Annotated in this window: 25 protein-coding genes; 11 read left to right on the top strand and 14 right to left on the bottom strand. The window is 67.1% G+C overall.

Annotated elements, in window-relative coordinates:
* Positions 1–245: 245 nt before the first annotated feature.
* Positions 246–1,907 carry an amidohydrolase gene (locus ACO2Q5_RS10155; RefSeq protein WP_423290543.1) on the bottom strand — a complete coding sequence of 554 codons (1,662 nt, stop codon included), beginning with the start codon at positions 1,905–1,907 and terminating at the stop codon, positions 246–248.
* 238 nt (positions 1,908–2,145) lie between these two features.
* Here ACO2Q5_RS10155 and ACO2Q5_RS10150 point away from each other — a divergent pair, with 238 nt between their 5' ends.
* The gene (locus tag ACO2Q5_RS10150) at positions 2,146–2,535 is read left to right on the top strand and encodes a bactofilin family protein (protein ID WP_423290541.1); all 390 of its coding nucleotides are present in this window, start codon (positions 2,146–2,148) and stop codon (positions 2,533–2,535) included.
* Between the two features lie 6 nt (positions 2,536–2,541).
* On the opposite strand, the gene ACO2Q5_RS10145 is transcribed toward ACO2Q5_RS10150, so the two are convergent.
* The gene (locus tag ACO2Q5_RS10145; RefSeq protein ID WP_423290561.1) at positions 2,542–2,970 is read right to left on the bottom strand and encodes a DUF1489 family protein; all 429 of its coding nucleotides are present in this window, start codon (positions 2,968–2,970) and stop codon (positions 2,542–2,544) included.
* A gap of 133 nt (positions 2,971–3,103) precedes the next feature.
* Here ACO2Q5_RS10145 and ACO2Q5_RS10140 point away from each other — a divergent pair, with 133 nt between their 5' ends.
* From ACO2Q5_RS10140 to ACO2Q5_RS10130, 3 genes are all read left to right on the top strand, one after another.
* On the top strand, positions 3,104–5,344 hold the full coding sequence (locus ACO2Q5_RS10140) for an adenosylcobalamin-dependent ribonucleoside-diphosphate reductase (RefSeq protein WP_423290539.1): 2,241 nt from the start codon (positions 3,104–3,106) through the stop codon (positions 5,342–5,344).
* A 54-nt stretch (positions 5,345–5,398) separates the two neighbouring features.
* A complete protein-coding gene (locus ACO2Q5_RS10135) occupies positions 5,399–6,409 on the top strand; it encodes a hypothetical protein (RefSeq protein WP_423290537.1) in 1,011 nt (336 codons plus the stop codon).
* 93 nt (positions 6,410–6,502) lie between these two features.
* A complete protein-coding gene (locus ACO2Q5_RS10130) occupies positions 6,503–7,000 on the top strand; it encodes a hypothetical protein (RefSeq protein ID WP_423290535.1) in 498 nt (165 codons plus the stop codon).
* Between the two features lie 52 nt (positions 7,001–7,052).
* Here ACO2Q5_RS10130 and ACO2Q5_RS10125 read toward each other — a convergent pair whose 3' ends face one another.
* The gene (locus ACO2Q5_RS10125; RefSeq protein WP_423290533.1) at positions 7,053–7,862 is read right to left on the bottom strand and encodes a response regulator; all 810 of its coding nucleotides are present in this window, start codon (positions 7,860–7,862) and stop codon (positions 7,053–7,055) included.
* A 90-nt stretch (positions 7,863–7,952) separates the two neighbouring features.
* On the opposite strand from ACO2Q5_RS10125, the gene ACO2Q5_RS10120 reads away from it, so the two are divergent.
* From ACO2Q5_RS10120 to ACO2Q5_RS10110, 3 genes are all read left to right on the top strand, one after another.
* Entirely contained in the window at positions 7,953–8,132 is a 180-nt protein-coding gene (locus tag ACO2Q5_RS10120) for a NepR family anti-sigma factor (RefSeq protein ID WP_423290531.1), read from the top strand.
* Positions 8,129–8,704, top strand: coding sequence for an RNA polymerase sigma factor (locus tag ACO2Q5_RS10115; RefSeq protein ID WP_423290529.1), 576 nt, complete (start codon positions 8,129–8,131; stop codon positions 8,702–8,704). Before ACO2Q5_RS10120 ends, ACO2Q5_RS10115 begins: the two co-directional genes overlap by 4 nt.
* A gap of 169 nt (positions 8,705–8,873) precedes the next feature.
* Entirely contained in the window at positions 8,874–10,586 is a 1,713-nt protein-coding gene (locus tag ACO2Q5_RS10110) for a sensor histidine kinase (RefSeq protein WP_423290527.1), read from the top strand.
* A gap of 62 nt (positions 10,587–10,648) precedes the next feature.
* On the opposite strand, the gene ACO2Q5_RS10105 is transcribed toward ACO2Q5_RS10110, so the two are convergent.
* Genes ACO2Q5_RS10105 through ACO2Q5_RS10095 form a run of 3 tightly spaced genes read right to left on the bottom strand, consistent with a single transcriptional unit; the run spans position 10,649 to position 12,322 of the window.
* Positions 10,649–11,362: a hypothetical protein gene (locus ACO2Q5_RS10105; RefSeq protein ID WP_423290525.1), complete on the bottom strand. Its 714-nt coding sequence runs from the start codon at positions 11,360–11,362 to the stop codon at positions 10,649–10,651.
* The gene (locus tag ACO2Q5_RS10100; protein ID WP_423290523.1) at positions 11,352–11,798 is read right to left on the bottom strand and encodes a phage holin family protein; all 447 of its coding nucleotides are present in this window, start codon (positions 11,796–11,798) and stop codon (positions 11,352–11,354) included. The genes ACO2Q5_RS10105 and ACO2Q5_RS10100 overlap by 11 nt, the downstream gene beginning before the upstream one ends.
* Positions 11,795–12,322, bottom strand: a complete 528-nt coding sequence (locus tag ACO2Q5_RS10095) for a hypothetical protein (RefSeq protein ID WP_423290521.1) — start codon at positions 12,320–12,322, stop codon at positions 11,795–11,797. The genes ACO2Q5_RS10100 and ACO2Q5_RS10095 overlap by 4 nt, the downstream gene beginning before the upstream one ends.
* 96 nt (positions 12,323–12,418) lie before the next feature.
* Here ACO2Q5_RS10095 and ACO2Q5_RS10090 point away from each other — a divergent pair, with 96 nt between their 5' ends.
* Positions 12,419–12,628 (top strand): hypothetical protein, encoded by a 210-nt coding sequence (locus tag ACO2Q5_RS10090; protein ID WP_423290519.1) that lies wholly within the window; start codon positions 12,419–12,421, stop codon positions 12,626–12,628.
* Between the two features lie 18 nt (positions 12,629–12,646).
* Complete coding sequence (locus ACO2Q5_RS10085; protein WP_423290517.1) at positions 12,647–12,820, top strand: DUF1328 domain-containing protein; 174 nt, start codon at positions 12,647–12,649, stop codon at positions 12,818–12,820.
* Between the two features lie 142 nt (positions 12,821–12,962).
* On the opposite strand, the gene ACO2Q5_RS10080 is transcribed toward ACO2Q5_RS10085, so the two are convergent.
* Positions 12,963–14,951, bottom strand: coding sequence for an AI-2E family transporter (locus ACO2Q5_RS10080; protein WP_423290515.1), 1,989 nt, complete (start codon positions 14,949–14,951; stop codon positions 12,963–12,965).
* Between the two features lie 177 nt (positions 14,952–15,128).
* Between ACO2Q5_RS10080 and ACO2Q5_RS10075 the strand changes: the two genes are divergently transcribed.
* Positions 15,129–15,923, top strand: a complete 795-nt coding sequence (locus ACO2Q5_RS10075; RefSeq protein WP_423290513.1) for a lytic murein transglycosylase — start codon at positions 15,129–15,131, stop codon at positions 15,921–15,923.
* A 121-nt stretch (positions 15,924–16,044) separates the two neighbouring features.
* On the opposite strand, the gene ACO2Q5_RS10070 is transcribed toward ACO2Q5_RS10075, so the two are convergent.
* The 6 genes from ACO2Q5_RS10070 to ACO2Q5_RS10045 all read right to left on the bottom strand — a co-directional run bounded on the left by ACO2Q5_RS10070 (position 16,045) and on the right by ACO2Q5_RS10045 (position 22,324).
* A complete protein-coding gene (locus ACO2Q5_RS10070; RefSeq protein WP_423290511.1) occupies positions 16,045–17,127 on the bottom strand; it encodes a GGDEF domain-containing protein in 1,083 nt (360 codons plus the stop codon).
* Entirely contained in the window at positions 17,120–17,716 is a 597-nt protein-coding gene (locus ACO2Q5_RS10065) for a heme NO-binding domain-containing protein (protein ID WP_423290509.1), read from the bottom strand. The genes ACO2Q5_RS10070 and ACO2Q5_RS10065 overlap by 8 nt, the downstream gene beginning before the upstream one ends.
* 62 nt (positions 17,717–17,778) lie before the next feature.
* Positions 17,779–19,521 carry a DUF4153 domain-containing protein gene (locus ACO2Q5_RS10060; RefSeq protein ID WP_423290507.1) on the bottom strand — a complete coding sequence of 581 codons (1,743 nt, stop codon included), beginning with the start codon at positions 19,519–19,521 and terminating at the stop codon, positions 17,779–17,781.
* A 100-nt stretch (positions 19,522–19,621) separates the two neighbouring features.
* Positions 19,622–21,178 carry a trimethylamine methyltransferase family protein gene (locus ACO2Q5_RS10055; protein WP_423290505.1) on the bottom strand — a complete coding sequence of 519 codons (1,557 nt, stop codon included), beginning with the start codon at positions 21,176–21,178 and terminating at the stop codon, positions 19,622–19,624.
* A gap of 104 nt (positions 21,179–21,282) precedes the next feature.
* On the bottom strand, positions 21,283–21,975 hold the full coding sequence (locus ACO2Q5_RS10050; protein ID WP_423290503.1) for an HAD family hydrolase: 693 nt from the start codon (positions 21,973–21,975) through the stop codon (positions 21,283–21,285).
* 67 nt (positions 21,976–22,042) lie between these two features.
* Positions 22,043–22,324, bottom strand: coding sequence for a DUF3572 family protein (locus ACO2Q5_RS10045; RefSeq protein ID WP_423290501.1), 282 nt, complete (start codon positions 22,322–22,324; stop codon positions 22,043–22,045).
* A 150-nt stretch (positions 22,325–22,474) separates the two neighbouring features.
* Here ACO2Q5_RS10045 and ACO2Q5_RS10040 point away from each other — a divergent pair, with 150 nt between their 5' ends.
* The gene (locus ACO2Q5_RS10040; protein WP_423290499.1) at positions 22,475–23,866 is read left to right on the top strand and encodes a diguanylate cyclase; all 1,392 of its coding nucleotides are present in this window, start codon (positions 22,475–22,477) and stop codon (positions 23,864–23,866) included.
* A gap of 129 nt (positions 23,867–23,995) precedes the next feature.
* Here ACO2Q5_RS10040 and ACO2Q5_RS10035 read toward each other — a convergent pair whose 3' ends face one another.
* On the bottom strand, positions 23,996–24,502 hold the full coding sequence (locus tag ACO2Q5_RS10035; protein WP_423290497.1) for a periplasmic heavy metal sensor: 507 nt from the start codon (positions 24,500–24,502) through the stop codon (positions 23,996–23,998).

The following is a 24,502-nucleotide window of genomic DNA, read 5'->3' as shown; positions in this document are numbered from 1 at the left end:
ATTCCTTCAGCACAGCGTCCCCGCCGCGCCTCCCTCAACCTTCCTGCCGTCCCCCGCTTTCGCTTCGTTCCGTCTGGTCCGTTTCGGTGAGGCGGTATTTACGGAGAGCAGCTGAAAGCCGCAAGAGGAAAAATGCGTTTCGTGACGATTTTTTGTCAGTGCCCTTATTTTCCTCGGTCTGAGGCGGGGCGGTGCTGCGGTTCGGGCAGAGTTATCCACCACCCGAACCCCGTTCTGTGGAAAACTCAGCCGAATCCCGGTGCTTGGTGGGTGATTCTGCCCCCGGAAACCGTCAGAGCGATTCCTGTCCGGCCCATCCGGCCTGCCGGAATCGCCTCGATATCGCCGTCGATCACCACCAGATCGGCCGCCAGCCCAGGAACGAGTCGTCCGGTCAGCCCCTCCCAATGGGCGGCATGGGCGCCGCCTGCCGTATAGGCGTGCAGGATATCCATCAGCGGCATCCGTTCGTCCGCTGCCCCGTCGAACGGAACCCGGGTCAGCGCCGCCTCGATCCCCCGCATCACGCTGACATCCGTCACCGGCCAGTCGCTGGCAAAGGCCAGGGGCGCGCCGTGATCGGCCAAAGTCTTCGTCAGATAGGCATCCCGCCAGCGGTCGCGGTGAAAGACATGGTCCATGGTGGACATCGGGAAATCCATCGCGCCGGGGGGATGGGGCGGCTGCACGCTGGCGGTGATGCCAAGCGCACCCAGCCGGGGCACATCGGCCCGGTCGATCAGTTCGATATGTTCGATCCGGTGGCGGCTGTCGCGCGGGCCATTGGCGCGCTGCGCCGCCTCATACCCGTCGATCGTCTGTCGCACCGCCCCGTCACCGATGGCATGTACCGCGATCTGGAGGCCACGGCGGTCGATCTCGGCACAGATCTCATCGAACCGCTCCGGTGTGAACAGCGGCTCTCCCGTCACATCGGTGCCCGGATAGGGATGCAGCATATAGGCGGTACGGCTGTCCACCACGCCGTCCATGAACATCTTCACAAAGCCCGAGAAGACCCATTCGCCCGAACAGGCCTGTTCCATCGCGGTCGCGCGGTCCAGTTCGGACAGCTCCATATGCGGCTTCATATGGAAGGGGACCTTGACCCGGGCGGTCAGCGTGCCCTCGGCCTCCATCTCCTGCAGCAGGCGCAGGGTATAAAGATTGCCGTCCATGTTCACCATCGAGGTGATGCCGTGCCGGGCACAATGGGCCAGACCATCGGCGATCTTCGCCTTGTCTTTCGCGCGCTGCCCGGCATCGGGCCATGGGTCCGGCTCCCCGCCGGTGGCGATGCCCAGCTGCAGATGCAGATCGCCCGACAGGGCAAGGATCGGGCTGAAGGCCTCGAACTCGCGCAGTTCTCCGGTGGCGGTGCCATCGGCGGCCATCACCACCTCATGCCCGTGCGGCATTGCAGCCCCGTTGAGGATGCCCGCAGCCCGCAGCGCCGCCGTATTGGCCCAGACCGTATGGTGATCGGGCGCCATCATCGCGGCGGGGCGGTCCGGGATAATCCGGTCCAGGTCCTGCCGGGTGACCGGATCGCCCAGAATCTCATAGGATGCGCCCTGCGCCATCAGCAGCGGCTTCTCCGGATTCGCCGCCGCATAATTGCGGAATGCCCGCGACAAGGCGTCAAAGCCGGACACGCTGCCCAGTTGCAGCTGCGTCAGCTCATTCCCGCCCAAGACCAGATGCAGGTGGCTTTCCACGAAGCCCGGCAGCAGCGTCCGGCCACCCGCGTCGATCACCCGCGTCGCCGGTCCGGCCAGGGCGGCCACCTCGGCCGCCGTGCCCACGGCAAGGATGCGCCCGCCCGCCACGGCCACCGCCTCGGCCCGGGGCCGGTCCGGGTCCATGGTCAGGGCCCGCGCATGGGTGATGATCATTTCCGCCTGCATCTCTTCTGTCCTTCCGCCGTCTCGAATCGCGGCCCGCGCCGCTGTGCCGGGCCCGGCCATCGCGGCGCCCTGCCCGGTCAATCCAACCATCGCCGCCCCCGCCCGTCCGGTCGCAAAGCGACATCCGCCCGCCGCCGGTGCCGGTTTTCCGCCGGTTGCCCCCCGGGGACCGGGCGCCCCCTTGACCGGCGGGCCCGGACGTCACCTTATCGGCACAGACCTGAACAGGAAGGCCAGAATGTTTTCGAAAACCGCCGACCCGACATCTTCTCCCTCCAGCCCGCCCCCCAGCCCGTCGCGCCCGGGTGGCAGCAACGCCAGCCGGTCGGTTCTGGGTCCGGACCTGAAGATCACCGGCGAAATCGCCTCTTCCGGCACGGTCGAGGTTCTGGGCGAAGTGGATGGCAACCTGTCGGCCGACACCCTGACCATCGGCAACGAGGGGCGGATTTCCGGCTCTGTCCGGGCCGGCACGGTTGAGGTGAAGGGCCGGCTGGACGGTAAGGTGGACAGCAACACCTTCACCATGCGCGCCAGCTCGCGCGTGGCGGCGGATGTCACCTATGTCTCGCTGGTCATCGAAAGCGGTGCCACGATCGAAGGCCGCTTCGCCAAGCCCAAGGGCTGATGGGCGTCAGCGCAGGCCGATTTCGGCCAGCGCCCGCGCCATGTCTTCGGGCAGCGTGTCATCGGCGGCCCGCCCTTCGGGCAGGTCGCGCGGGCTGTCCTTCGCATCCAGATAGCGCCAGCCCTGAAACGGGCGGCGCGGCGCCGCCTCGGTCCGCAGGATCTGCCGGTCGAGGATCAGCGCGCAACGGCTGATGCCGTCACCCTCCTCCACCCGTTCCAGCCCGACCAGCCGCTGACGGCACAGGACGGCGCCCTTGATCACCCAATACAGCGACCCGCCCGCCAGAAGCTCTGCCTCGCGCTTGGGCCACATCCGGGTGACATGCACCGCACAGCCCCGCGGCCAGCGCGATGCGTTCTGGGTCTGCCATTGCGCCAGATCCTCGACACTTTCGGCGCCGACGCAGAGTTTCAGAAGGTTCACGAATCCCATGGCGCGAAGATAGGCCAAACCCCGCCGCCTGCAAGACGGCTGCGGCGTTGACTCGGCAGGCGGGGGGCGTATCGTGGGGCTTCGCCGATATCCGCCCCAAGATCATGCGCCATCCGCCGCAGCAGGAGTGCCGATGACCCGGTTTGCCGCCCCGATTGCCGAACAGATCTGGGATATGAAATACCGCCTGCGCGACGCAGACGGCACCGCGCAGGATGCCACTGTCGAAGAGACATGGCGCCGCGTAGCCCGCGCGCTGGCGGCGACCGAACAGGACCCTGCCCGCTGGGAAGAAGCGTTCTATTCCGCACTTCAGGATTTCCGCTTCCTGCCCGCGGGCCGCATCCTTGCGGGCGCGGGCACCGGGCGGGCAGTCACCCTCTTCAACTGCTTTGTCATGGGCACCATCCCCGACAGCATGGAAGGAATCTTCCAGTCGCTGAAAGAGGCGGCGCTGACCCTGCAACAGGGCGGCGGCATCGGCTATGATTTCTCGACCATCCGCCCCCGCGGGGCCGAGGTGCGCGGCGTGGCCGCCGATGCCTCCGGCCCCCTGTCCTTTATGGATGTCTGGGATGCCATGTGCCGCACCATCATGTCCGCGGGCAGCCGCCGCGGCGCGATGATGGCCACCCTGCGCTGCGACCATCCCGATATTCAGGCGTTCATCGACGCCAAACGCGACCCCGCCCGGCTGCGGATGTTCAACCTCTCGGTCCTTGTCACCGATGCTTTCATGGACGCCGTCAAGGCCGATGCGCCGTGGGACCTGACCTTTGGCGGGCACACCTTCCGCACCCTGCCCGCGCGCGATCTGTGGAACCGGATCATGCGCTCCACCTATGATTATGCCGAACCCGGCGTCATCTTCATCGACCGCATCAATGCGATGAACAATCTGGCCTATGCCGAGACCATCGCGGCCACCAACCCCTGCGGCGAACAGCCCCTGCCGCCTTATGGCGCCTGCCTGCTGGGCTCCGTCAACCTTGCCCGGCTGGTGCGCGATCCCTTTGGCCCCGACGCCGGGCTGGATCTGGAGGAGCTGGACCGGCTGACCGCCCTCGCCGTGCGGATGATGGACAATGTGGTTGACGCCAGTCGCTTCCCCCTGCCCGAACAGACGGTCGAGGCGCGGGCCAAGAGGCGGATCGGCCTTGGCGTCACCGGGCTGGCCGATGCCCTGCTGATGCTGGGCCTGCGCTATGGCAGCGCCGAGGCGGCCGAGATCACCGGCCACTGGCTGCGCCGTCTGGCGCGGGCGGCCTATCTGACCTCGGCCGAGCTTGCGCGGGAAAAGGGGCCGTTCCCTTTGTTCGACCGCGACGCTTTCCTCGCCTCCGGCACCATGCGCGACATGGACGAAGACGTCCGCGCCGCGGTGGCCCAGCACGGCATCCGCAATGCGCTTCTGACCTCCATCGCGCCCACCGGGACGATTTCGCTTTTCGCGGGCAATGTCTCCTCGGGGATCGAGCCGGTCTTCGCCTGGGCCTATACCCGCAAAGTCCTGCAGAAAGACGGCTCCCGCACCGAAGAAGAGGTGGTCGATTACGCCGTGCAGCTCTGGCGTGAGCGGTTCGGCGATGCACCCCTGCCCGGCCATTTCGTCGATGCGCAGGCGCTGGACCCGCAGGACCATGTGCGGATGCAGGCCGCGGCGCAGCGCTGGATCGACAGTTCGATTTCGAAAACCATCAACTGCCCCGAGGATATCCCGTTCGAGGAATTTCGTGACGTCTACCTGTCGGCATGGGATCAGGGCTGCAAGGGCTGCACCACCTACCGGCCCAATGCTGTGACCGGATCGGTGCTGTCGGTGGCATCGCCGGCCGCCGCCCCGCCGGTGGACCTGTCCGAACCCCTGCACCGCCCCGCCGCGCTGGAGGGTCAGACCTACAAACTGAAATGGCCGGGGTCCGAACACGCGCTCTATATTACGGTGAACGATATCCTGATCGCGGGCCACCGCCGCCCGTTCGAGGTCTTCATCAACTCCAAGAATATGGAGCATTACGCCTGGACCGTGGCGCTGACGCGGATGATCTCGGCCGTGTTCCGGCGTGGCGGCGATGTGTCCTTCGTGGTCGAAGAACTGAAGGCCGTCTTCGACCCCCGCGGCGGTGCATGGATGGAGGGGCGCTATATCCCCTCGATCCTTGCGGCCATCGGCGGGGTGATCGAACGCCACCTGATCGCCATCGGCTTCATCGCGGGTGAAGGCTTGGGCCTGAAATCCGATCCCAAAGCCGAAAGCCTGCGGCCCGCCGCCGGACCGCCCGGCCCTGCCTGCCCGTCCTGCGGCAGCTATGCGCTGCGGCAGGTCGAAGGCTGCCTGACCTGCATGGACTGCGGCCACAGCCGCTGCGGCTAGTTGCCCTTGCGCCGGGGGTGGAATATGGTCTGACGTTCAGGTCAAGAGGCTATGATGGCGCCTGCCGCTTCCGCGGGAAAACCCCGTCCGTTCAATATCGTTGCGGTGGTGCAGACCGGGCGGCTGGCCTATGAGGCGCTGCTGCTGGCCGCCTCGCTGCGGCATGCAGACCCGGATTTTTCCGGCCGCCTGTTTCTGGCAGAGCCACAGCCCGGCCCCCTCTGGCCCGGCGCCGATCCGCGGTTGCCTGCCGGGCCGCTGCGGGACCGGCTGACCGAACTCGGGGCCGAATTCCTGCCGTTTCACAGCCGCGTCTTCGGCGCCGACTACCCCCACGGCAACAAGATCGAGGCGCTTGTCGCGCTACCCGACGAACCCTTCCTGTTTCTGGACACCGACACGCTGGTGATGGGGCCGCTGTCCGCCCTGCCCTTCAATTTCGCCCGCCCCTCCGCCTCGATGCGGCGGGAAGGGACCTGGCCGCAGATCGAACTCTACGGGCCGGGCTATGCCGAGACCTGGAAGGCGCTGTATGACCGTTACCGGCTGAATTTCTCTACGTCGCTCGACCTCAGCCAGCCGGACGAATACTGGAAGCGCTATCTCTATTTCAACGCGGGCTGGTTCTTCCACGAAAGCCCACAGAAATTCGGCAACCGCTTTCTGGCCTATGCGCGCGACATCCGCGACAACCGCCCCGCAGCGCTGGTCTGTCAGGAAATCTATCCATGGCTGGACCAGATCGCCCTGCCGCTGGTGATCCATTCCCTTGGCGGCGGGCGTCCGGGGCCAGAGCTGGACGGGCTGGACGGCGATGTGACCTGCCATTACCGCACGGTCCCGCTCCTTTACGCCAAGGCACCCGACCGCGCCGTCGATCTGCTGGAGACGGTGGCCGAAATCCGCGAGAACCGCCGCCTGCTGCGCGACTGGCCGCAGGTCAGGCAGATGGTTTATCAGAACGGCGGGCGGAAGGCGCGGGCGCTGTTCGACCGGGATGCCCTGCCCCACCGCGAACAGGCAATCCGCAACACCTTGCGCCGCGAAGGGCTTTGGCTGCGCTGATCCACCCCACGGAACCGTTCCGGGCAAAGGACGTTGCCTGATCGCAGGTCGCCACAGCCGGCGGCCCGGTTTATTGGTAATGGGAGATGTGTCATGAACCGCAAGATTGTTGCCCTGCTGACCGCCACCGCCCTGGCCCTGCCGCTGTCGGCGACCGCTCAGGACGCGATGGAACCGACGGTCAAGGAAATCGACGTGACCGTGGATCTGGCCGCCGTGCAGAATCCTGCCGCGGCCGCCTATTGGGGCACACTGGAAGCCGATCTGGAGGCAGCCATTCTGGCCCGCCTGACCGGACATATCTCTGATGACGGCGCCAAGATCGGCGTCGACATCAGCGAAGTGGAACTCGCCAGCGGTTTCGCCGAAGCCGCAGGTCTGGCCGATGCCATGCTGAAGGGTGTCGTGAACCAGAGCCATGACAGCAACAACGCCCGGTTCAACAGCTATGAACTGACGGTGGACTACAAGGCATCCATGCCGATCCTTGGCGAAGGCTTCGACATCACCGCGCCTGACGTGGATACCAAACGCGTCTATACCGCGATGGTGGACACCTTCGCCGACAATGTAGTGAAGAACCTGAAGTAACAGAAAAAGGGGCGGCGATCATCGCCGCCCCTTCGCATTCCACCCTGGCAGATCAGGCGTTCAGGGTTTCTGTCGAGGAGAAGAACATCGCTTGGCTGACCGCCGAACGGACCTGCTCTTCGGTATAGGGCTTGTTGATCAGGAAGGCCGGTTCGGGGCGCTCGCCCGTCAGCAGACGCTCGGGGAAGGCAGTGATGAAGATGACGGGAATATCGTCGATCGCCGCCAGAATGTCGTTCACCGCGTCGATGCCCGAAGAATTGTCGGCCAGCTGGATATCGGCCAGGATCATATCCGGCTCATCCCGCTTGGCCAGCGCCACGGCTTCGGCCCGGGTGCGCGCGATGCCCGTCACATCATGGCCCATGCCTTCGACGATGGCGGTCAGGTCCATGGCGATGATCGCCTCATCCTCGATGATCATGACGCGGCCACGGACGGTGTTCGCCATTTCGGCAATGGCGCGGTCCACCAGATGGGTGGCCTCATCCTCGTCGGTTCCCATGATCTCGGCCACCTGCGGCAGGGTGAACCCTTCCAGCGTGTGCAGCAGAAGCGCCTCGCGCGAATTGGGGGTCAGCGCGGCCAGATGCGCCTGCGCTGCGGCGCCCAGCGTGGAATCCGCCTCGGCCACGGGTGCGCCCGAACTGGACCAGACCCCGTGAAATACGGCGAACAGCCCGACCTTGGGATCGGATGCCCCGGTCACCATCGCGGAATCAGCCAGCACGGTTTCCAGTACGGCCACGGCATAGCGGTCACCCGAGGTCTGGCTTCCCGTCAGCGCGCGGGCATAGCGGCGCAGATAGGGCAGATCCCGTGCGACCGAAGATGCAAGGTCGATATTCGAGGTGGAGGCCATGAACTTTTCCGTCCCTTCGCAGAAGATTCTCTGGAACCGAACGCTACGGCCTGCGTTCGGTTCCCAAGGATATCGCAGGAATTCGAAAAGATGGCAGCCAGCAAGCAAGGCCCTGGCACCGCGCGCGGTGCGATCAGGACCCAGATCGACGAGAACCTGAAACGTGTCTATCAGGAGGTCCTGACCGAAGAGGTGCCAGACCGGTTCAAGGACCTGCTGGATCAGCTCAAAGCGCGGGAGAGCGGCGACGCCAAGGAAGGCGGCCAATGACTGCCCCCGCGCGCACCCCTGCCGATCCGCGCGACCGGCTGCCCACGCTGCTGCCATCGTTGCGCGCCTTTGCCATCGGTCTGTGCCGCAATGTGGCCCAGGCCGATGACCTCGTGCAGGAAACCATCCTGAAAGCCTGGACGAATATGGACAAGTTCGACCCGGCGACCAATCTGGAAGCCTGGCTCTTCACCATCCTGCGCAACACGTATTATTCGGCCCTGCGCAAGACCCGGCGCGAGGTGCAGGACAGTGACGGCGCCTATGCGGCAGGCATGTTCGACAAGCCCGCCCATGACGGACGGCTGGCCTATAACGACTTCCAGCGCGCCTTTGACCAGCTGACACCGGAACACCGCGAGGTGCTTTTGCTGATCGGCGCCTCGGGCTATTCCTGCGAAGAGGCGGCCGGCATGATGAACGTGGCGGTCGGCACGGTGAAAAGCCGCGCCAGCCGCGCGCGCAAGCGGCTGGCCGAGCTGATGAATCTGGCCGAGGGCGAAGATGTGCTCGGAGGCACCGACGGGGCCACCGCCGCCGTCATCAGCAGGTCGGTCGTCGCCGCAGCATGACCGGAGCAGCATGACCGGAACGTCACAAGACGCAGGCGCCGCCACAGCATCGGCGGCAGGCCCCGGGGGCGGTTCCCCCGGGGCTTCGCCTGTTCCGCCCGCACCATCGAATGCGGCCGACAACACGCCGCAGGATCCGCACCGCCGCCGGGGTCCCGGCGGGCTGGGGTTGCGACTGGCGCTGATGATGCTGCTGGCGCTGCTGCCGCTTGGCCTTCTGTCCCTCGGGCAGACCCGCGATGTGCTGGAGCAGGCCGACGAAAGCCTGATCCTTGCCGCCATGGGGGAGAGCATTCAGGCGGCAGAACCGGAAATCCTGCTGCTGCGTTCGGCCCAGATTCAGGCCGGAACCATGGCGCTGGCCCTTGGTGGCCGGGACACGGTGGACGATGCCGCCTGTATGGCGCTGGCGCAGGGCATTGCCGACACCAGCCAGAATTTTTCGCTGGTGGCCTATACGCCGCCTTCAGGCGTGATGACCTGCGCCACCCGGGGCGCGGGAACCGATCTCAGTGAAAATGCAGGCTTCCGCGACCTGATCGGACGGGACGAACCGCAGCTGCGCAACTCTCCCATGGGCAGCATCTCCAGCACGTCGGTGATCGTGGTCACCCATCCCGTGCGCAACGGCCGCGGAGAGCGGAACGGCTTCATCTCCATCTCGGTCGCGCAGGATGTGCTGACGCTGGCCCGCAGCACCGCCACCCCGGTCTCGGCGGCCACCGATGCCACGCAGGCGCTGGTGGCGCTCAGCACATTCGACAGCAACGGTGTGCTGCTGACCTCTTCGGTCGGGGTGGACGCTGCCGCTTTGGCCATGCCGCGCGAGCGCAAGGCTTCCGACCTGACCGGCGGGGGCCGTCAGGCCTTTTTCGGCACCGATGCTTCGGGGACGCGGCGGCTGTTCACCGTGGTGCCGATCACCGGCGGGCTTTACCTTCTGGGGGTCTGGCAGACCGGCACGCAGGGAATCGGCGGCGGCCTTGGCCTGCATCCTTTCGCTTTCCCGTTGCTGATGTGGATTGCCGGGCTGGCCGTGGCCATTCTGGGCGCCGAACGGCTGGTGACGCGCCATCTGCGGCGCATGTCGCGGGCCATGCGCAACTTTACCCGCGGGGACCGCAAGCTTTCGGCGCTGACGCTGGACGACCCGCCGCGCGAAATCGCCGATCTGGCCGATGAATACGAGACCCTGACCGCAACGATCCTGCGCGACGAGGCCGATCTGGAAAACCTCGTGCGCCAGAAGGCCAACCTCCTGCGCGAGGTGCACCACCGCACCGGCAACAGCCTGCAGCTCATCGCCTCGATCCTGCGGATGCAGCGGCGCGAGACCGAGGCGCCAGAGATGCTGGACCTGATCGACACGCTGCATGACCGGGTCATGAGCCTGTCGACCGTGCACCTTGGGCTTTATCGCTTTGCCGGGCGGGGCGATGTGGAAATGGATGTTCTGCTGTCCGAAGTGATCGGCAAGGTCGATGCGATCCACTGGCGCGCCGGGCGGCGCGATGCCATCGTGCCGGATCTGTCGCCGCTTGTGCTGACCTCGCAGCAGGCGGTTCCGATGGCGCTGCTGGTGGCCGAGGTTCTGTCCAGCTTCCCCGCCGCCGAAATCCAGTCCGCCCATGATCCGGTGCATATCGTTCTGCGCACGCTGGAAGGGCGGATCGCGGAACTCAGCATTTCCGGCCCCCGGTCGGCGCACAGCACCCTGCGGGGCGACGGGCGCGGTGCCCCCGACATCATCGCTGCGCGGCTGATCCGCAGTTTCGTGCAGCAACTCGACGGGGAATTCCGCGTGCAGGAGGGCGAGCGTCAGCTGACGGCCACGCTGACCTTCCCGATCCGGCGGTCGGACGGCGGCCCCGAGGGCGTGTAGGCCGACAGCAAAAGGCCCGCAGCAGGGCGGGCCTTCCGAGTTTCACATGATGCCACAGCTGATCAGCGGCGCGTGCGGTCCGACAGGCGGTCGGTCAGCGCGTCCAGCCGGTCCTGAGCCCGGTCAAGATCGCGGAGCAGCGCCTCCATCTGTGCCGCCTCCCGGCGGGACCGGCGCGGCGCGAAAAAGGCCGCAGCAGCAGCCATGGCCCCCGCGGCCAAAAGGCCACCCCATGCGGGATGCCGCGCCAGAAATCCCGCTTCCGGCACAAGGGCATAGCGCTCTGCCGCCACGCGTTCGCGCACCGCAAGCGCGGCATCGCGCTCGGCAGGGGACAGCGCCTCCAGCCCCTGCCCCAGCACGCGCACCAGATCTTTCGACAGCGCATTGCGGATGTCGTCACGCGCAAGCCGCGCCTCTTCCCCGGGCAGGGTCCCCTCACTTTCCGCGGCGTCGATCTCGTCCGTCATCGCATCGGCACGGTCGTGCAGCCGGTCAGCCTCGGCCATCCATGGCGCATCGGGCGGGGTTTCCGGCGCCTTGCGGCGGCCGCCCAGACCCAGCCACAATGCCCCCGCGCCGGTCAGGGCCGCAGCAATCGGGTTGCCCTTCGCCATACCCCGCGCAGCACCCCAGGCCCCGCGCGTCATCAGCGCCGCGCCCTGTGCCATCAACCCGCCCGGCGAGACCCGCCCGCGCAGCGCCGCAAGCGCCGCGGCCAAAGCGGCCCGGTCACGGTCCAGCTGCGCCTCGGTGCGGTGATAGTCATCGCTCATCATAATGTTCCTCCCGCTCTTGCAGCGGTCCAAGTCCCGCGCCGTCGCGCAGGGCGGCCAGATCGCGCCGCAGGCTGTCGGCCCGCCGCTGCGGCGCCATACGGGCGCGCTGCAGATGGCCCAAACCCAGAAACAGCACCAGAAGCGCCAGCAGAAGCAAAGCGCCCCCCACGGTCACCGCGGCCCAGCCGGGCGACAGGCCCCAGCTGACCACCAGCGCGACCAGAGCACCCGCCAGCAGGTTCAGCCCCACCAATGCGACAATGCCTGCCACGGCGATCAGCGCCAGCGCCCGGCCCAGATCGCCGATAGCCCGCCCGGCTTCGGCCTTGGCCAGCGCCACCTCGCCGCGAAACACGCGGAAAAGCCCCTCCACCACAAGGGTGAAGAGGCCGGTGAGGCTGTCCTCGTCTTCCGCCCGGCGACGGTCGGTCACGAACGCCAGTCCCCGTCATCCGCACGGGGCCGCAACATCTGGGCCAGAGCAAAGCCCGCCAGCGCCGCACCCGCCATAAAAAGACCCGGGTTCCGACGCGCCATACCGCGCACATCCGAGGCGAGTTCCGGCAGGCTGCGGCTGCGCACGGTGTCCACGGCGGTGCCAACAGTATCGCGCAGGCGCGTGGGGACATCGCGGATCTCGTCCCGGGCCGAATAGGCCGCGCGGCGCAGCCGTTCAGCCAGACGGTCGCCGGTTTCAGCCAGCGCATCCTGCGCTTCTTCCAGCCGTTCGCTCGCCTCTTCCAGCCGGTCAGCCGCGATGTCGCGGGCACGGCTGGCAGATTTCGTGGCCCGGCCCGCCATATCCTCAGCCGACCGCCGCAGGCGCGAGGCGCCGCGTCCGGCCCGCTCTGCCAGACCGGCGGCCGCTTCCTGCGCGGTATCGACCGCGGTTTCGGCTGCGGCTTCAACCGCAGCGGCCGCGGCACGGGTATCTTTCTTCAGTTTGCGAACCGTCATCTTGCACTCCTGAACCGGCGCGGCGGGGCCGCGCATCCCAAACCTGCACGCCGCAGCAACCAGCCACGACGATCACCCGGTCAACGCAAGCCAAGCATGGCAGGTTCCCTGAATGCAGGCGAGGATTCCGTGCGAATTTCCAAGGCAATTTCTGCGGCGATTTCTGCGGGCCATTTTCAGGGCGAACTTCGGGGCGAATTCTTTCTTGTGGTCCGGAACCCGTGTCATCCCGGCACGTTGAACCACCAGACGGCCGGTCAGGATGTCGCAGGGTGCAGCATCGAAATCACCGCCGGCCCCGTTTGATCAGTTAGGAGAAGTATCATGCTCGGATGGGCCCTCACCTTCCTCGTCATCGCCCTGATCGCCGCGGCCTTGGGCTTTGGCGGCATCGCCGGCACCTCGGCCGGGATCGCACAGATCCTGTTCTTCATCTTCATCATCCTGTTCGTGATCTCGCTGGTTGTCCGCGCGCTGCGTGGCAAACCGCCGATCTGACCGCGACGGATCCGCCTTCCCTCAGCGCCCTTGTCCCTGGCGCCCCCTGATGGCCGCAGGTTCGCCCTGCGGCCTTTTTTCATGCCATTCGGGCGGGGCATCTGACAGGGAGGATTCTGACGGTGCCGCCACAGATGCAGGATCACTCCGCGGCCGCCGGGATCCGGCGCCGCGCCGGCTTGCGCGAGGCCTTCTTTTCCGCCGTGCCCGGCAAGGGCAGGACAGGAACATCGGCAAAGACCGCATCCAGCGCCGCCTCGGGTGAGGTCACCACGAAATCCGCACCAAGCGCCCGGATCTCCTCCAGCTTCGCCGCCTCGACCCGCCGTGCGGACAAGAGCGTGCCGCCGTCACCCGCCAGCCCGTCGGCCAGCGCCTCGGGCGCCTGCCACAAGGCGACACCGATCCGCACCTCGGGCAGCGCGCGTTTCAGCCGCCGCACCTGCAGAAGCGAACCGCGCAGCGGCGCCAGATCCAGATAGCCCAGCACGATGGCCTGCCCCCCCGCCCCGGTGATCACGTCAAACCGGCTGGCGGCAAGATCTTCATGCGGCAACCACAAGGCATCGGCGCCGTCGGCCCGGGCGGCCTGCGCCATCATCCGTGCCGCCACATCATCCAGAAAACTGCGCCCGCCCACGAACAGCACCCGCCGCCCTTCACCGGGCAAGGGCTCTCCGCTTTCCGTCCGGGCCTCTTCCTGTTCTTCGGCAACGATCGGGTCCAGTTCCGCCACGAAGGCCAGGGCGGCGGCGGCGAAACGGTCCTCCTGCGCCTGCGTCAGCACCCCGCGTTCATAATCGGCCTGCGCCAGCATCAGCGCGGGCAGCGACACATCGCGGGTGTAATCGACGATCCAACCCTCTTCCAGCGCCTCTCCGGCGCGATGCGTGCTTTCGACCACATCCCCCACCAGGAGCCGCTGATAGAGCCGCGCATGCGCCGCCAGCACCGGACGGTCACCGAACAGCACGTCGAACACCTCGAACTGGGGGACATGGCGGCCCAAAACCACAAGGCAGACCGTCAGCGGCGTGGACAGGACAAGGCCAAGCGGCCCCCAGACCCAGGTCCAGAAAATAGCAGAAACGATGATCGCCAGCGCTGACACCCCGGTGCGCGATCCGTAGAACCACGGCTCGATGATGTTCGACGTGATCAGTTCCACCACCACAAACAGCGCGGCCGTCCACAGCACGGCCGACCAGTCGGGCGACACCGCAAAGGCCAGAAACAGCGGAAAGGCCGCCGCAAGGACCGAACCGATATAGGGCACAAAGCGCAGCACCAGCGTCAGAAGCCCCCAGAGCAGCGCGTTCGGCACCCCGATCAGCCACAGGCCCAGCCCGATGGGAACCGCGTAGATCAGATTCACCAGAAGCTGCATCAGCAGGTAATAGGCCACGCGACCGCCCGCCTCTTCCAGCACCTGCGTGGTCCGGTTGATGTCGTTCGACCCGACCAGCCGGATGAAACGGTCGCGCAGCTCGTCCCGCTCCAGCAGCATGAAGATCACGACCACGATCACCAGCCCTGCGGTCCCCACCGGCCCGACCAGCGGCATCACCAGATTGGTCAGCGTGCCAAGCGCGTTCGACGGCTCGATCACCTGGACCGGCATCGGGTGATCGGGCGTCGGCTGTGCGGGTGCAGCGCTCCCCTCGGCCGGAAGCGCCGCCCCGATTTCCGAATTGATCGCCGTCATCACCCCCGAAAGCCGGGCCGCGATGCCGTTTTCCGATCCGCTTTGGCGCAAGGTGTCGATCTTGGCCATGATATTGGTCTGAAACGTCGGCAGCTGCTGCGCCAACTGGCCCAGCTGGCCCACGACGATCATCACGAACAGTCCGATGGCCGCGAAGGTCACGGTCACTGCGCCCAGAACCGCCACCAGATGCGGCAGCCCGCGACGGCGCAGCAGGCTGACCACCGGCGACAGCGCAAAGGTGATCAGCATGGCCACCGCCAGCGGCAGGAATATATCCTGCCCGATGTGCAGCACCGCGGTGATGATCGTCGCCCCGATCAGCGCAGTCAGGGTGAACCGGCGGCTTTGCACGGCTTCGGGCACAGGCCCGTCCGGCCCCGCGACGCCGGCCGCCGCGACATGTCCCGCCCTATCCTTTGCCATTCCGACCCGCCCCCCTGAACCATCGTCGAAAACGCCCCGGCCCGCGCCGGGGTTCCCGGCTTTGCGTGTCGCGCCCCGCACACCGCGATCAAATCACCGCAAGGCCGTGCCGGGGGCGCTTGATTGCGGGCAGCATGCCCCTAGACTGGCGACAAATCCATCAACAGGTGAAGCCCCGTGTCCCTCAAGTCTGTTCTTTCCGCCGTTTTCATTGTCGGCGCCTCTCCTGCGCTGGCCGCCTTCTGTTCCGACACCGGCGGCCGGTATGAGGAATGGAAGCCGCAGATGGCCGAAGAAGCCCGCGCCGCGGGTGTGGGGGAACGCGGGATCGCCGCGCTGATGGCGACCTCCTACAGCAAGGCCACGATCGGCGCGGACCGCAACCAGAAAAGCTTCAAATATTCGCTGGAGAAATTCCTGCAGGTGCGGGGGGCCGATGCCATCGTGTCCCAGGGCAAGTCGCGCAAGAAGAAGAACGCGGATTTCTATGCCGCGCTTGAGGCGCAATATGGTGTCCCCGCGGGCGTTCTGATCGCCATCCACGGCATGGAAACCGGCTTCGGCAGCTTCATGGGCGACACCAATGTCGTCTCGGCCATTGCAACGCTGACCTATGACTGCCGCCGCAGCGACTTTTTCCGTCCGCATCTGATCGGGGCGCTCCTGCTGGTGGATCACGGCTCGATCTCGTCCAAGACGGTGGGCGCCAAGCATGGCGAGCTGGGCCATACCCAGTTCCTGCCCGGCAATGCGCTGAAATACGGCGTGGACGGCAATGGTGACGGCAAGATCGACTTTGCCAATATCACCGATGCGCTGGCCTCCACCGCGAATTACCTGCGCCAGAAGGGCTGGCAGCCCGGGCTCGGCTATCAGGAGGGTCAGCCGAACTTTGCCGTGATCAAGGAATGGAATGCCGCCACGGTCTATCAGCAGGCCATCGCCTTGATGGGCGCGCGGATCGACGGCTGAGCTGATCCGGCAGCGGCCGCAAGGCCCTTGCCCCGCGGGTCCGGGCGGCAGCATCACCCGCTCTGCCATTTTCTGCGGCCGCCCTGTGAAGCGTATCGGAGCCGGCCGCAGGTTTCCGGTTTCAGCGCCCCGCCTGAAGCCATTGCGCCGGGCGGGTCTGCGGCTCTCCCGCAAGGCGCACGCATTCACGGCCCGCCTCCTTCGCGGCGTAAAGTGCGGCATCGGACTGGGCCAGAACCTCGGCCGGTTCGGGGTGGCGCCCCTCCTCCACCGAAGCGATTCCGATGCTGGCCGAAACCGAACAGAGCGCGTCCTGATAGGGGATCGGCGCCGAGAGAGCGGTGATCAGCCCCTCGGCAATGGCGCGCAGCCGGCGCGGGCTGGCGGTGCCGGGCAGGACCACCACGAATTCATCGCCGCCCACCCGGGCCAGCAGGTCGCGGCTGCCGGTCCCTGCGCGCAGGCGCTGCGCGATTTCGACCAGCACCCGGTCGCCCGCGGCATGGCCAAGCGTGTCATTCACTTGTTTGAACCGGTCCAGATCGACATGCATCAGCGCGAAGGGCGCACCGTCGCGGCACAACCGGGTCAGCAGGCTGTCACAGGCACGGCGGTTGCGCAGCCCGGTCAAAGCATCTGTCTGCGCCTCCTCCTCGGCCTGCAGGCGCGCGGTTTCCAACCGGGCCGACAGCGCGCGCATCTCCGCCATGACCGCGGCATTCGCCTCAGCCAGATACAGCAGTTCCATCGTCATGTCTGTCGCGGCGAAATCGGCATCGGACAGCCGCAGGAGCCCGACCGCCGCCACGATATCCACCCCGAAGCTGAGGTTGACGAGAAAGCCCCCCTCCCCCTCCAAGGGCACGGCAAGACCCCGCATCCGCAGGCTGGGCACCTCCTGCGCGCCGCCGCGCAATGTCAGCTGCAGCTTCTGCCCGGGCCGCGCGCGCAGCCCTTCGGCATTGGTGATCCGGTTCGGCCCCCGCACCTCAAACAGGGTGAAGAGGGATCGCCCGATCAGACCGCGGGCCGAGAACAGCCGGCTGAGCGTCGGCCCCGCGGCCTGCACCCGGCCGGAGGAGGACAGGATCAGATGCATCGGCATCAGCCGCGCCAGCGCCGCCGCCCCCAACCGCGCCGCCCCGGCCGGGGGCGACCTTTTCCGGCGGGGCGGGATCAGGGCGCCGGGGTCGCCATCACGCATGGCCCGGACCCGACTGCGCCAGATCAAAGCGGTTGCCCGCGGCAAACCGCGCCTCCAGCAGGCGGATCGACAGCACCGCCTGCCCCATGCGCGCCCGTGCGCCGTCGATGATCACCAAGGCCCCGTAGTCATCCGCCATGGCCCGCAGGACACCCAGCATGACATGGGCCAGCTCCGGCGCCTCGGTCCGGCAGGTCAGCCTGAATTCGCCCGGCCCCGCTTCGGACAGCTCCAGCCGCGGAAAGTCGATGTCGGGCAGCGCCAGCCGCGCACGTTCGGGCAATTCCTCCAGCGACAGCAGGAATTCGGCAAAGGTGCTGCCGCCAAAGCGCAAAAGCCGCCGCAGCGCGGGCTGCACCGGATTGGCAACAATATGGGTTCCCATATCCTCCAGGATCATGTCCTGCGGGCGGTCCAGCACCTGCCCCGCCGCGCGGATCACATCGCGGAACAGCCCGATGCGGTAGGAGATCAGCGGTTCGAACCCTCGTCCGGCCACACCCGCCTGCGCAAGGACATCAGACCATTGGGCACCGCCGAACGTGGCGGTCACATAGCCCTGAAGCGCGCGCAGGAAAAGACCATACATAGGGTATCCGAATCCGGTTCCGGGCGACTGTAGAAGACAAAAGTTAACAGGATGCTTTGCCGTTACGGGACGAAAAACAGCCCGGACGTGCCGGTTCCGATCTGGTTCAGCAGGGCAGGCGCCACAGGTGGCGGTGCGGCCTGCCAGCGGGCGATCAGGTCGCGCATCGCCTCGTCCGACAGCATGCGGCCGTCGCCGCTCTGCATCGGACGGCGCAGGACATAGCCGCCTTCGGGATAAAGCCCCTCGACCGAGATCCAGCCGCCACGGTCCAGCGCCAGCACCGCCTCTTCGCCCGGCAGCGCGGGCAGAAGATCGGCCACCACCAGCACGCAGCCCGGCGCGCCTCCGGCATCGCGGCTTTCACAGGCGTTGCGGATCTCCTCAAGCTCCCAGCTTTGCATCAGGAACAAAAGCGCGCTGCGGGTGCCGGTGGCCGAGGCGGGCTGGACGGGCAGCATCGCCTCCACCTCGGCCCGCAGACTGTCGGTGCGCGCTTCGTTGAGCGGACTGCCCGCCCCCTCGGCAAGTGCGGCAAGAAGCGCAGCATCGCCGCGGCTCTCTGCCTCGGCGGTCAGCCGGGCCAGGGCCGCCGCGCCCGCCCGCCCCAGCCGGCCGAAATCCCCGGCATTCAGCAGATCGGGCGCCTTGCGGCCCTCCAGGAAGCGGTCGGCCTGATCCGCGGCGGACAGCCGTTCGGCATCCAGAACCGGGGTCAGCCACAGCACCGCCGCCGCCATGACCATCAGCGCCAGCAGGGGATTGGCCCGGCGGATGCGTCCGGCCCAGCCCCGGCCCCGCACGACGGCCACCGCATAGACCAGACCATAGAGCAGTGCCAGAACGACCAGAACCGCCGCGAACAGCCGGTCCGGCGTCAGCCCCTGCGCCGCGACCCGCACCCACAGCGCCCAGCCCGCCAGCACAGCCAGTGCCGGCAACAGCAGCGCCATGAGCTGCGCCGCCCGCAGAAGCAACGGGTTGCGGGTGGCCTGTGCCCCGTCCTCGTCCAGCGTTGCGGTGATCAGCGTGATACCCGCCGCCGCCATGGCCAGCAGCGTGGGCGCGGGCGAGAACAGCCGGAAATCGCGGTCGATCCCCCAGACCGCCGCAGAAATCACGAAAACCGCCGAGACGGCGGCCACCACCGGGATCAGCAGCCGCAACAGCCGCAACACCAGCCCCAGCGAAGCCTGCGGCGGCAATTGCGCCGAAAGCTCGGCCACCACGGCCACCGCCAGCCCGAAGGCGAGACCGGAGATCAGCCATGGCATCGGCGCCACATCGACCAGCCAGCCGATCAGCCGCAATCCCACCACCTGCAGCAACGCATCGCTCAGCCACAACAGAAGCCAGACCGCCAGCGTGAACAGCACGGCCGCGCCGCCCCGCAGCAGGATGGTCCAGCTGTGCCGGAACAGTCCCGGATAGTTCCGCCATGTACCTGTGGTCGCCTCGGTCAGAAGGAAGGGCAGCGGCAGCACAGCCACCGCCAGCAGGGCAAGGCTGTGACCGGCACTGTTCAGCATGCCCGAGGCATCGTCCCAGCGGAACATCAGCAGCGTGGCCAGCCCGGCCAGCAGCACCCCCAGCGGCGCAGCCCGTCCCGCCGCCCGGAGCAGCGGCAGCGCCGCCGACAGGACCAGCAGCGCCGCGAAGAACGTGGCCAGCCCCACCCCGGCAACCAGCGCCGCACGGTTTCCGATCAGTCCGCGCGCAGCCCCTTCGGTCACCAGATACAGGCTCAACCCGGCGGCCGCACCGACAGTGGCAAGAACAAGCCTTTTTCCCGCCACAGCCTGCATCCACCATCTCCCGCCCTGTTTCGCGGGCGGAGCCTACGCCGCAAAACCGCAGCGATCCAGCGGCTTCGGCGGCGATCTTCCGCCGCGATCCGCGCCGGGATCAGAAGTCGGTCGGCGCCCCGCCCTCCTGCTTGCGGCGGGCGACGAAGCGGGTCAGTTCCTCCAGCCGGTCGCCTTCGATGGGCGGCGGCTCGAATTCGGCCATGATCTGCTTGTAGATCCGGTGCGCGCGTTCGGCGGTCCAGACCGCGCCATCCTCTTTCCACGCCTCATAATTGCGCCAGTCGCTGGCGAAGGGGGCATAGAAGGCGTGCTGATAGCGGTCCTGCGTGTGCTGGCAGCCGAAATAATGGCCGTTCGGCCCCACCTCGCGGATGGCATCGAAGGCCAGATCGTCGTCGGTCGAGGCGAAGGTCGCCTCTTCAAAATAGCGCTGGATCATCTGCAGGACCTCGCAGTCCATCACGAATTTCTCGGGGGACGCGATCAGCCCGCCCTCCAGCCAGCCCGCGGCGTGGTAGACAAGGTTGGTGCCGCTCTGCACCGCCGACCACAGGCTGTTCGAGGTTTCCCACATCGACTGGCCATCGGGCACATTGGCCGCGCAGACCCCGCTCGCGCGCATCGGCACGCCGTAGAACCGCACCAGTTGCCCGGTCATCTGGGTCGCGCGCATATATTCCGGGGTGCCGAAGGCGGGCGCACCCGATTTCATATCCACGTTCGAGGTGAAGGTGCCGATGGCCACCGGGCAGCCAGGCTTGATATATTGCAACAGCGCCACCGCGGCCAAAGCCTCGGCAATCGACAAAGCGACTGCGCCCGCCATGGTCACGGGCGCCATCGCGCCCGCCAGCGTGAAGGGCGTGACCACCACCGGCTGCCCGCGCCGCGCCAGCCGCATGGCGCCGTCCAGCATCGGGTAATCGTGCTTCAGCGGGCTGACCGAGTTGATGTTGGTATACATCCGCGGCCGCGCGTCGAATTCCGCATGGCTCAGCCCCGCGGCAAGGCGGGTCATCTCCATGACATCCTCGACCCGCTCCGCGCCAAGCGAATAGGCGTGGACCACCTTGTCGGTCAGGGTCAGCTTCTCGAACAGGCAGTCCAGATGCCGGACCGAGGGGTGGATGTCGATCGGCTCCACCGGATAGCCGCCCGCGACGTGGATGCAGTTGAAGAACTGCGTCAGCTTCATGAATTCCTTGAACGTCTCGAAATCGCCCGCGCGTTTGCCACGCTCCAGATCCCAGGCGTTCGGGGGCGAGGAGACGTTGACGAAGACCATATGCTTGCCGCCCAGAACGATCTCACGCTCGGGGTTGCGGGGGGTGATGGTAAAATCCCGCGGCGCGTGGGACAGCATCTCCATCACGAAATCCTCGTCCATGCGGACGTTGGTTCCGTTCACGATGCAACCCGCTTCCTTCAGGATCTTCACCGCCTCGGGGTTCAGGAATTCGATCCCGAGGTCACGTAGAATCCGCATCGCTGTCTTGTGGACGCGCTGCACCCCTTCGGCATCCAGGGGCTCGGTCGGGCGGTCCGGGTTCACCGGAATGCGCCACGGCATCTGGTCGATGACCGAGGCGCCCGACCGCGCCTTCATCCCCGCGCGCCCGCCGGCGCGACGCTTGCGGCCCGGTTCATCGGTCATCATGATCCCCCATCTGTCTGGCGGTCAGGATGACAAGGCCGCAGAGACGATGCGCACCGCAAGGGCGACATGAAAGCGTCGTTTTCGGATGACGCTCCGGAATCTCACCCCGGAAGCGTGTCCAGCCAGGCCGGAAGCGCGCCGATGTCGGGCAGCACGGCATCGGCATGGGGGGCCAGATCGGGGGCGGTGGCGATGCCGGTCAGCACGGCAATCGTCCGCATTCCCGCCGCGCGTCCGGCATCCAGATCATGCAGGCTGTCGCCCACCATGATGACCCGCGCGGGGTCCAACCCGGTCTGCGAGGCAAAGGCCGCGCACATGCCGGGGCCGGGCTTCGCGCCATAGCCGGAATCCCAGCCCGCGATGAAATCCACCAGCTCTGTCAGCCCGTGGCGGCCCAGATGGGCGCGGGCCGGCACTTCGGAATCATTGGTGGCCACCCCCAGCCGAAGGCCGCGCGCACGCAATGCGGTGAACAGCGGCACCAGCGGAACTGCCTCGGCCATCGCCACGCTGGCGGCCGCAGTGTCGATGGCCTGCGTCAACTGTGCCACGCTGCGGCCCGGCAGATGCGGGGCCAAAGCCTCGGCAATATCGGGGGCGGTGGCGGCGATCACCGGGCTGTCGGGGCGAAAGCTGTTCTCTTCCGGCAGATAGCCGATGGCCTCGGCCAATCGGGCGAAATGCTCCGCATCACGGGCGATTCCGGTCAGAAACATGCGCGCCCAAAGCCCCCAGCTGCGCCGGAAATCAAAGAGCGTGCCATCCTTGTCGAAGACGATTCCGTCGATCATGCCCATCCTGCCCGCGATGCCCTGACCGAAGTGATGCGCGTTCCGCCGGTGAAAGGCAACTGCACCCTCAGGTCCAGTGCGGCGCATCGCCCCCCGGCAGCGCCGCCCGGGCCGACAGGATCTTCTCGGGCGCCACCCCGGCTGTTGCGGCAAAGTCCAGAACCAGCCGGTCTTCGGACAGGATGAAATCCATCACAGCGGCCAGAAGATCCGGATCACCCGCCCGCGCGGCCAGCTCATCCGGGCTCAGCCCGCCCTGCGCCAGAAAACCGCCCGCCGTTTCCGGCTCGGAAACAATGAAGGCCAGCGCCTGCAATGCCAGGGCATGGGCGGAATCTTGCCGGCTCATCCCGACGCTCCTTTTTCACATGCGTTTCCCCGCACGGGCCCACGGGAATTTGACGTTATGGTAACTGCGAGAACAAGAGTCGGAAATCAATTCTTAACCTTCTCGCGTTCTAAGTTAATCCTGACTTCTGGCGCATACGCACATAGTGGCATGAACAGACGCATCCTGATCATTGATGGAACGGCCACGAACCGGATCATCGGAAAGGTCCGGCTCAGTGATGCGTTCTACACCCCGATCCTTGCCCCGGACGGTGAAACCGGGCTGCGCATGGCGCGGGGTGAAAAGCCGGATCTCATCCTGCTGGGCCTGCCCCTGCCGGATTACAGCGTGCGGCGCCTGATGGCTGCGCTGCGGGCGGATCCGGCCACGCGGAACATGCCGGTGATCGCGCTGACCCCGGCCGATGCGCCCGAACCGCGGATTGAGGCGCTTGGCGCCGGGGTGGACGATGTCATGGCCCGTCCCGCAGACGAAGCGGTGCTGTTCGCCCGCATCCGCAGCCTTCTGCGCCTGCGGGCCGAAGCCGGGCTTGTGACCCGCGCCTGGGGGACAGAGGCCGAGTCGATGTTCGGCCTGGCCGAGGGCGGGGCGGAATTCGATGTCGCGCCCGTCATCGGCGTTGTCACCGCGCGCCCCGAAACCGGGCTGTCATGGCGGCGGCAGATCACGGGGCGGATGCGTGACCGGCTGACGCTCCTCTGCCGGGAACAGGTGCTGGGCGGGGCACTGCATGGTATCACCGGCCTTCCCGACGTTCTGGTGATCGAGGCGGATCTGGATGGTACCCACGGCGGATTGCGCCTGATGTCGCAGATGATCAGCCAAGGCGCCGGACGGATGATGGCCTTCTGCGTCGTCACGCCGCCCGGCGATGCCGCCACCGCGGCGATGGCCTTTGATCTGGGCGCCGATGAGGTGATCACCCCGCATGTTCTGGGGACCGAGCTGGACCTGCGGCTGCGCGCGCTTCTGCGGCGCAAGCGGCGGGCGGACCGGCTGCGCCAGACCATGGAAAAAGGGCTGCGGCTGGCGATGATCGACCCGCTGACCGGCAGCTACAACCGCCGCTATGCCATGCCGCGGCTGGCCGGAATCGCCGAACAGGCCGCGGCCGAAGGGTCGTCTTTTGCCGTGATGGTCGTCGATCTGGACCGTTTCAAATCGGTGAACGACCGGCACGGCCATGCCGCGGGCGATGCCGTCTTGATCGAGGTGGCCCGCCGCCTGACCGAGAATTTGCGGATCACCGATCTCCTCGCCCGCATCGGGGGAGAGGAATTTCTGGTCGTCCTGCCGCAGACCGGTCTGGCCGAGGCGCAGCAGGTGGCCGAACGGCTGCGTCAGGCCGTGGGCGAACAGCCGGTCCCGCTGCCCTCGGGCGAAGGGCTGGCGATCACCGTTTCCATCGGCGTGGCCATCGGCTCCTCTGCCCAGGGCGCTGGCGATTGCACGGCGACGGTGGAACAGGCCGACCGCGCGCTGATGAGCTCAAAGACCGCGGGCCGCAACCTGGTCACGCTCAGCCGCAGCGCTGCCTGACGGTTCCGAGGGGCCAGGCCTCGCCGGCGTCGTCGCATGGGCACCTGTCAGATTTCGACATTTCAGACGCGAAACGCCACGCGCAGCACGTTTGAACCGCTCCTTGCCCGACATCGGCCGCCCGGGCCGTCAATCGTCGTGCTTGTCCTTGTCCTTCTTGCGTCCCCGCGCCAGAACCTTTTCCAGCCGGTCCGCGATCACGGCCCGCGCCTCTGGCGTCAGACCCTTGATGTAATCGGCGATGACCTCGCGGGCGGAATTCAGCCGCGCTTCATTGCGCAGTTTCACCGTCAGAAGCGCCGCATCCACCGCCGCCGGATCGAACGGCTCCGCCCGCAACGCGGCCAGCACGGCGTCGAAATCCGCGCGCAGCACCTCGGGGCCCTTCTTCAGATCGGGGTGGCGGTCAAGGAAGGCGCCGCGCAGCGCCTTCCAGTCCTCGCGCGTCAGCGCCTCGGCCAGAGGGCCAAGGCCGATGTCCCGCTCGGCCCGCGGCGGGCCGCCGTTGCGCAGATAGCTGCCCGCAACCACGCCCCCCACAGCAAGGTTCAGCGCAAGGGACACCGCCAGCAGCGCCTTGACCCAGCCGCGGGTGCGGGCTGGCGGCGGCGAGATCGGGGCAACGGGGTCTGTCAT

It is taken from the genome of Neotabrizicola sp. VNH66 (assembly GCF_049445895.1).
In the GTDB taxonomy this organism is placed as follows: domain Bacteria; phylum Pseudomonadota; class Alphaproteobacteria; order Rhodobacterales; family Rhodobacteraceae; genus Pseudogemmobacter.
This window is presented reverse-complemented; position numbering and strand designations above follow the sequence as displayed.

Bases quoted from the DNA above. Each gene is read 5' to 3' on its own strand.
- ACO2Q5_RS10125 (WP_423290533.1), bottom strand. From the start codon at position 7,862: ATGGCCTCCACCTCGAATATCGACCTTGCATCTTCGGTCGCACGGGAT.
- ACO2Q5_RS10120 (WP_423290531.1), top strand. From the start codon at position 7,953: ATGGCAGCCAGCAAGCAAGGCCCTGGCACCGCGCGCGGTGCGATCAGG.
- ACO2Q5_RS10150 (WP_423290541.1), top strand. From the start codon at position 2,146: ATGTTTTCGAAAACCGCCGACCCGACATCTTCTCCCTCCAGCCCGCCC.
- ACO2Q5_RS10155 (WP_423290543.1), bottom strand. From the start codon at position 1,907: ATGCAGGCGGAAATGATCATCACCCATGCGCGGGCCCTGACCATGGAC.
- ACO2Q5_RS10035 (WP_423290497.1), bottom strand. From the start codon at position 24,502: ATGACAGACCCCGTTGCCCCGATCTCGCCGCCGCCAGCCCGCACCCGC.
- ACO2Q5_RS10090 (WP_423290519.1), top strand. From the start codon at position 12,419: ATGGCAGGTTCCCTGAATGCAGGCGAGGATTCCGTGCGAATTTCCAAG.
- ACO2Q5_RS10080 (WP_423290515.1), bottom strand. From the start codon at position 14,951: ATGGCAAAGGATAGGGCGGGACATGTCGCGGCGGCCGGCGTCGCGGGG.
- ACO2Q5_RS10095 (WP_423290521.1), bottom strand. From the start codon at position 12,322: ATGACGGTTCGCAAACTGAAGAAAGATACCCGTGCCGCGGCCGCTGCG.
- ACO2Q5_RS10055 (WP_423290505.1), bottom strand. From the start codon at position 21,178: ATGACCGATGAACCGGGCCGCAAGCGTCGCGCCGGCGGGCGCGCGGGG.
- ACO2Q5_RS10050 (WP_423290503.1), bottom strand. From the start codon at position 21,975: ATGATCGACGGAATCGTCTTCGACAAGGATGGCACGCTCTTTGATTTC.
- ACO2Q5_RS10060 (WP_423290507.1), bottom strand. From the start codon at position 19,521: ATGCAGGCTGTGGCGGGAAAAAGGCTTGTTCTTGCCACTGTCGGTGCG.
- ACO2Q5_RS10140 (WP_423290539.1), top strand. From the start codon at position 3,104: ATGACCCGGTTTGCCGCCCCGATTGCCGAACAGATCTGGGATATGAAA.
- ACO2Q5_RS10040 (WP_423290499.1), top strand. From the start codon at position 22,475: ATGAACAGACGCATCCTGATCATTGATGGAACGGCCACGAACCGGATC.
- ACO2Q5_RS10105 (WP_423290525.1), bottom strand. From the start codon at position 11,362: ATGAGCGATGACTATCACCGCACCGAGGCGCAGCTGGACCGTGACCGG.
- ACO2Q5_RS10070 (WP_423290511.1), bottom strand. From the start codon at position 17,127: ATGCGTGATGGCGACCCCGGCGCCCTGATCCCGCCCCGCCGGAAAAGG.
- ACO2Q5_RS10130 (WP_423290535.1), top strand. From the start codon at position 6,503: ATGAACCGCAAGATTGTTGCCCTGCTGACCGCCACCGCCCTGGCCCTG.
- ACO2Q5_RS10135 (WP_423290537.1), top strand. From the start codon at position 5,399: ATGGCGCCTGCCGCTTCCGCGGGAAAACCCCGTCCGTTCAATATCGTT.
- ACO2Q5_RS10065 (WP_423290509.1), bottom strand. From the start codon at position 17,716: ATGTATGGTCTTTTCCTGCGCGCGCTTCAGGGCTATGTGACCGCCACG.
- ACO2Q5_RS10145 (WP_423290561.1), bottom strand. From the start codon at position 2,970: ATGGGATTCGTGAACCTTCTGAAACTCTGCGTCGGCGCCGAAAGTGTC.
- ACO2Q5_RS10045 (WP_423290501.1), bottom strand. From the start codon at position 22,324: ATGAGCCGGCAAGATTCCGCCCATGCCCTGGCATTGCAGGCGCTGGCC.
- ACO2Q5_RS10115 (WP_423290529.1), top strand. From the start codon at position 8,129: ATGACTGCCCCCGCGCGCACCCCTGCCGATCCGCGCGACCGGCTGCCC.
- ACO2Q5_RS10085 (WP_423290517.1), top strand. From the start codon at position 12,647: ATGCTCGGATGGGCCCTCACCTTCCTCGTCATCGCCCTGATCGCCGCG.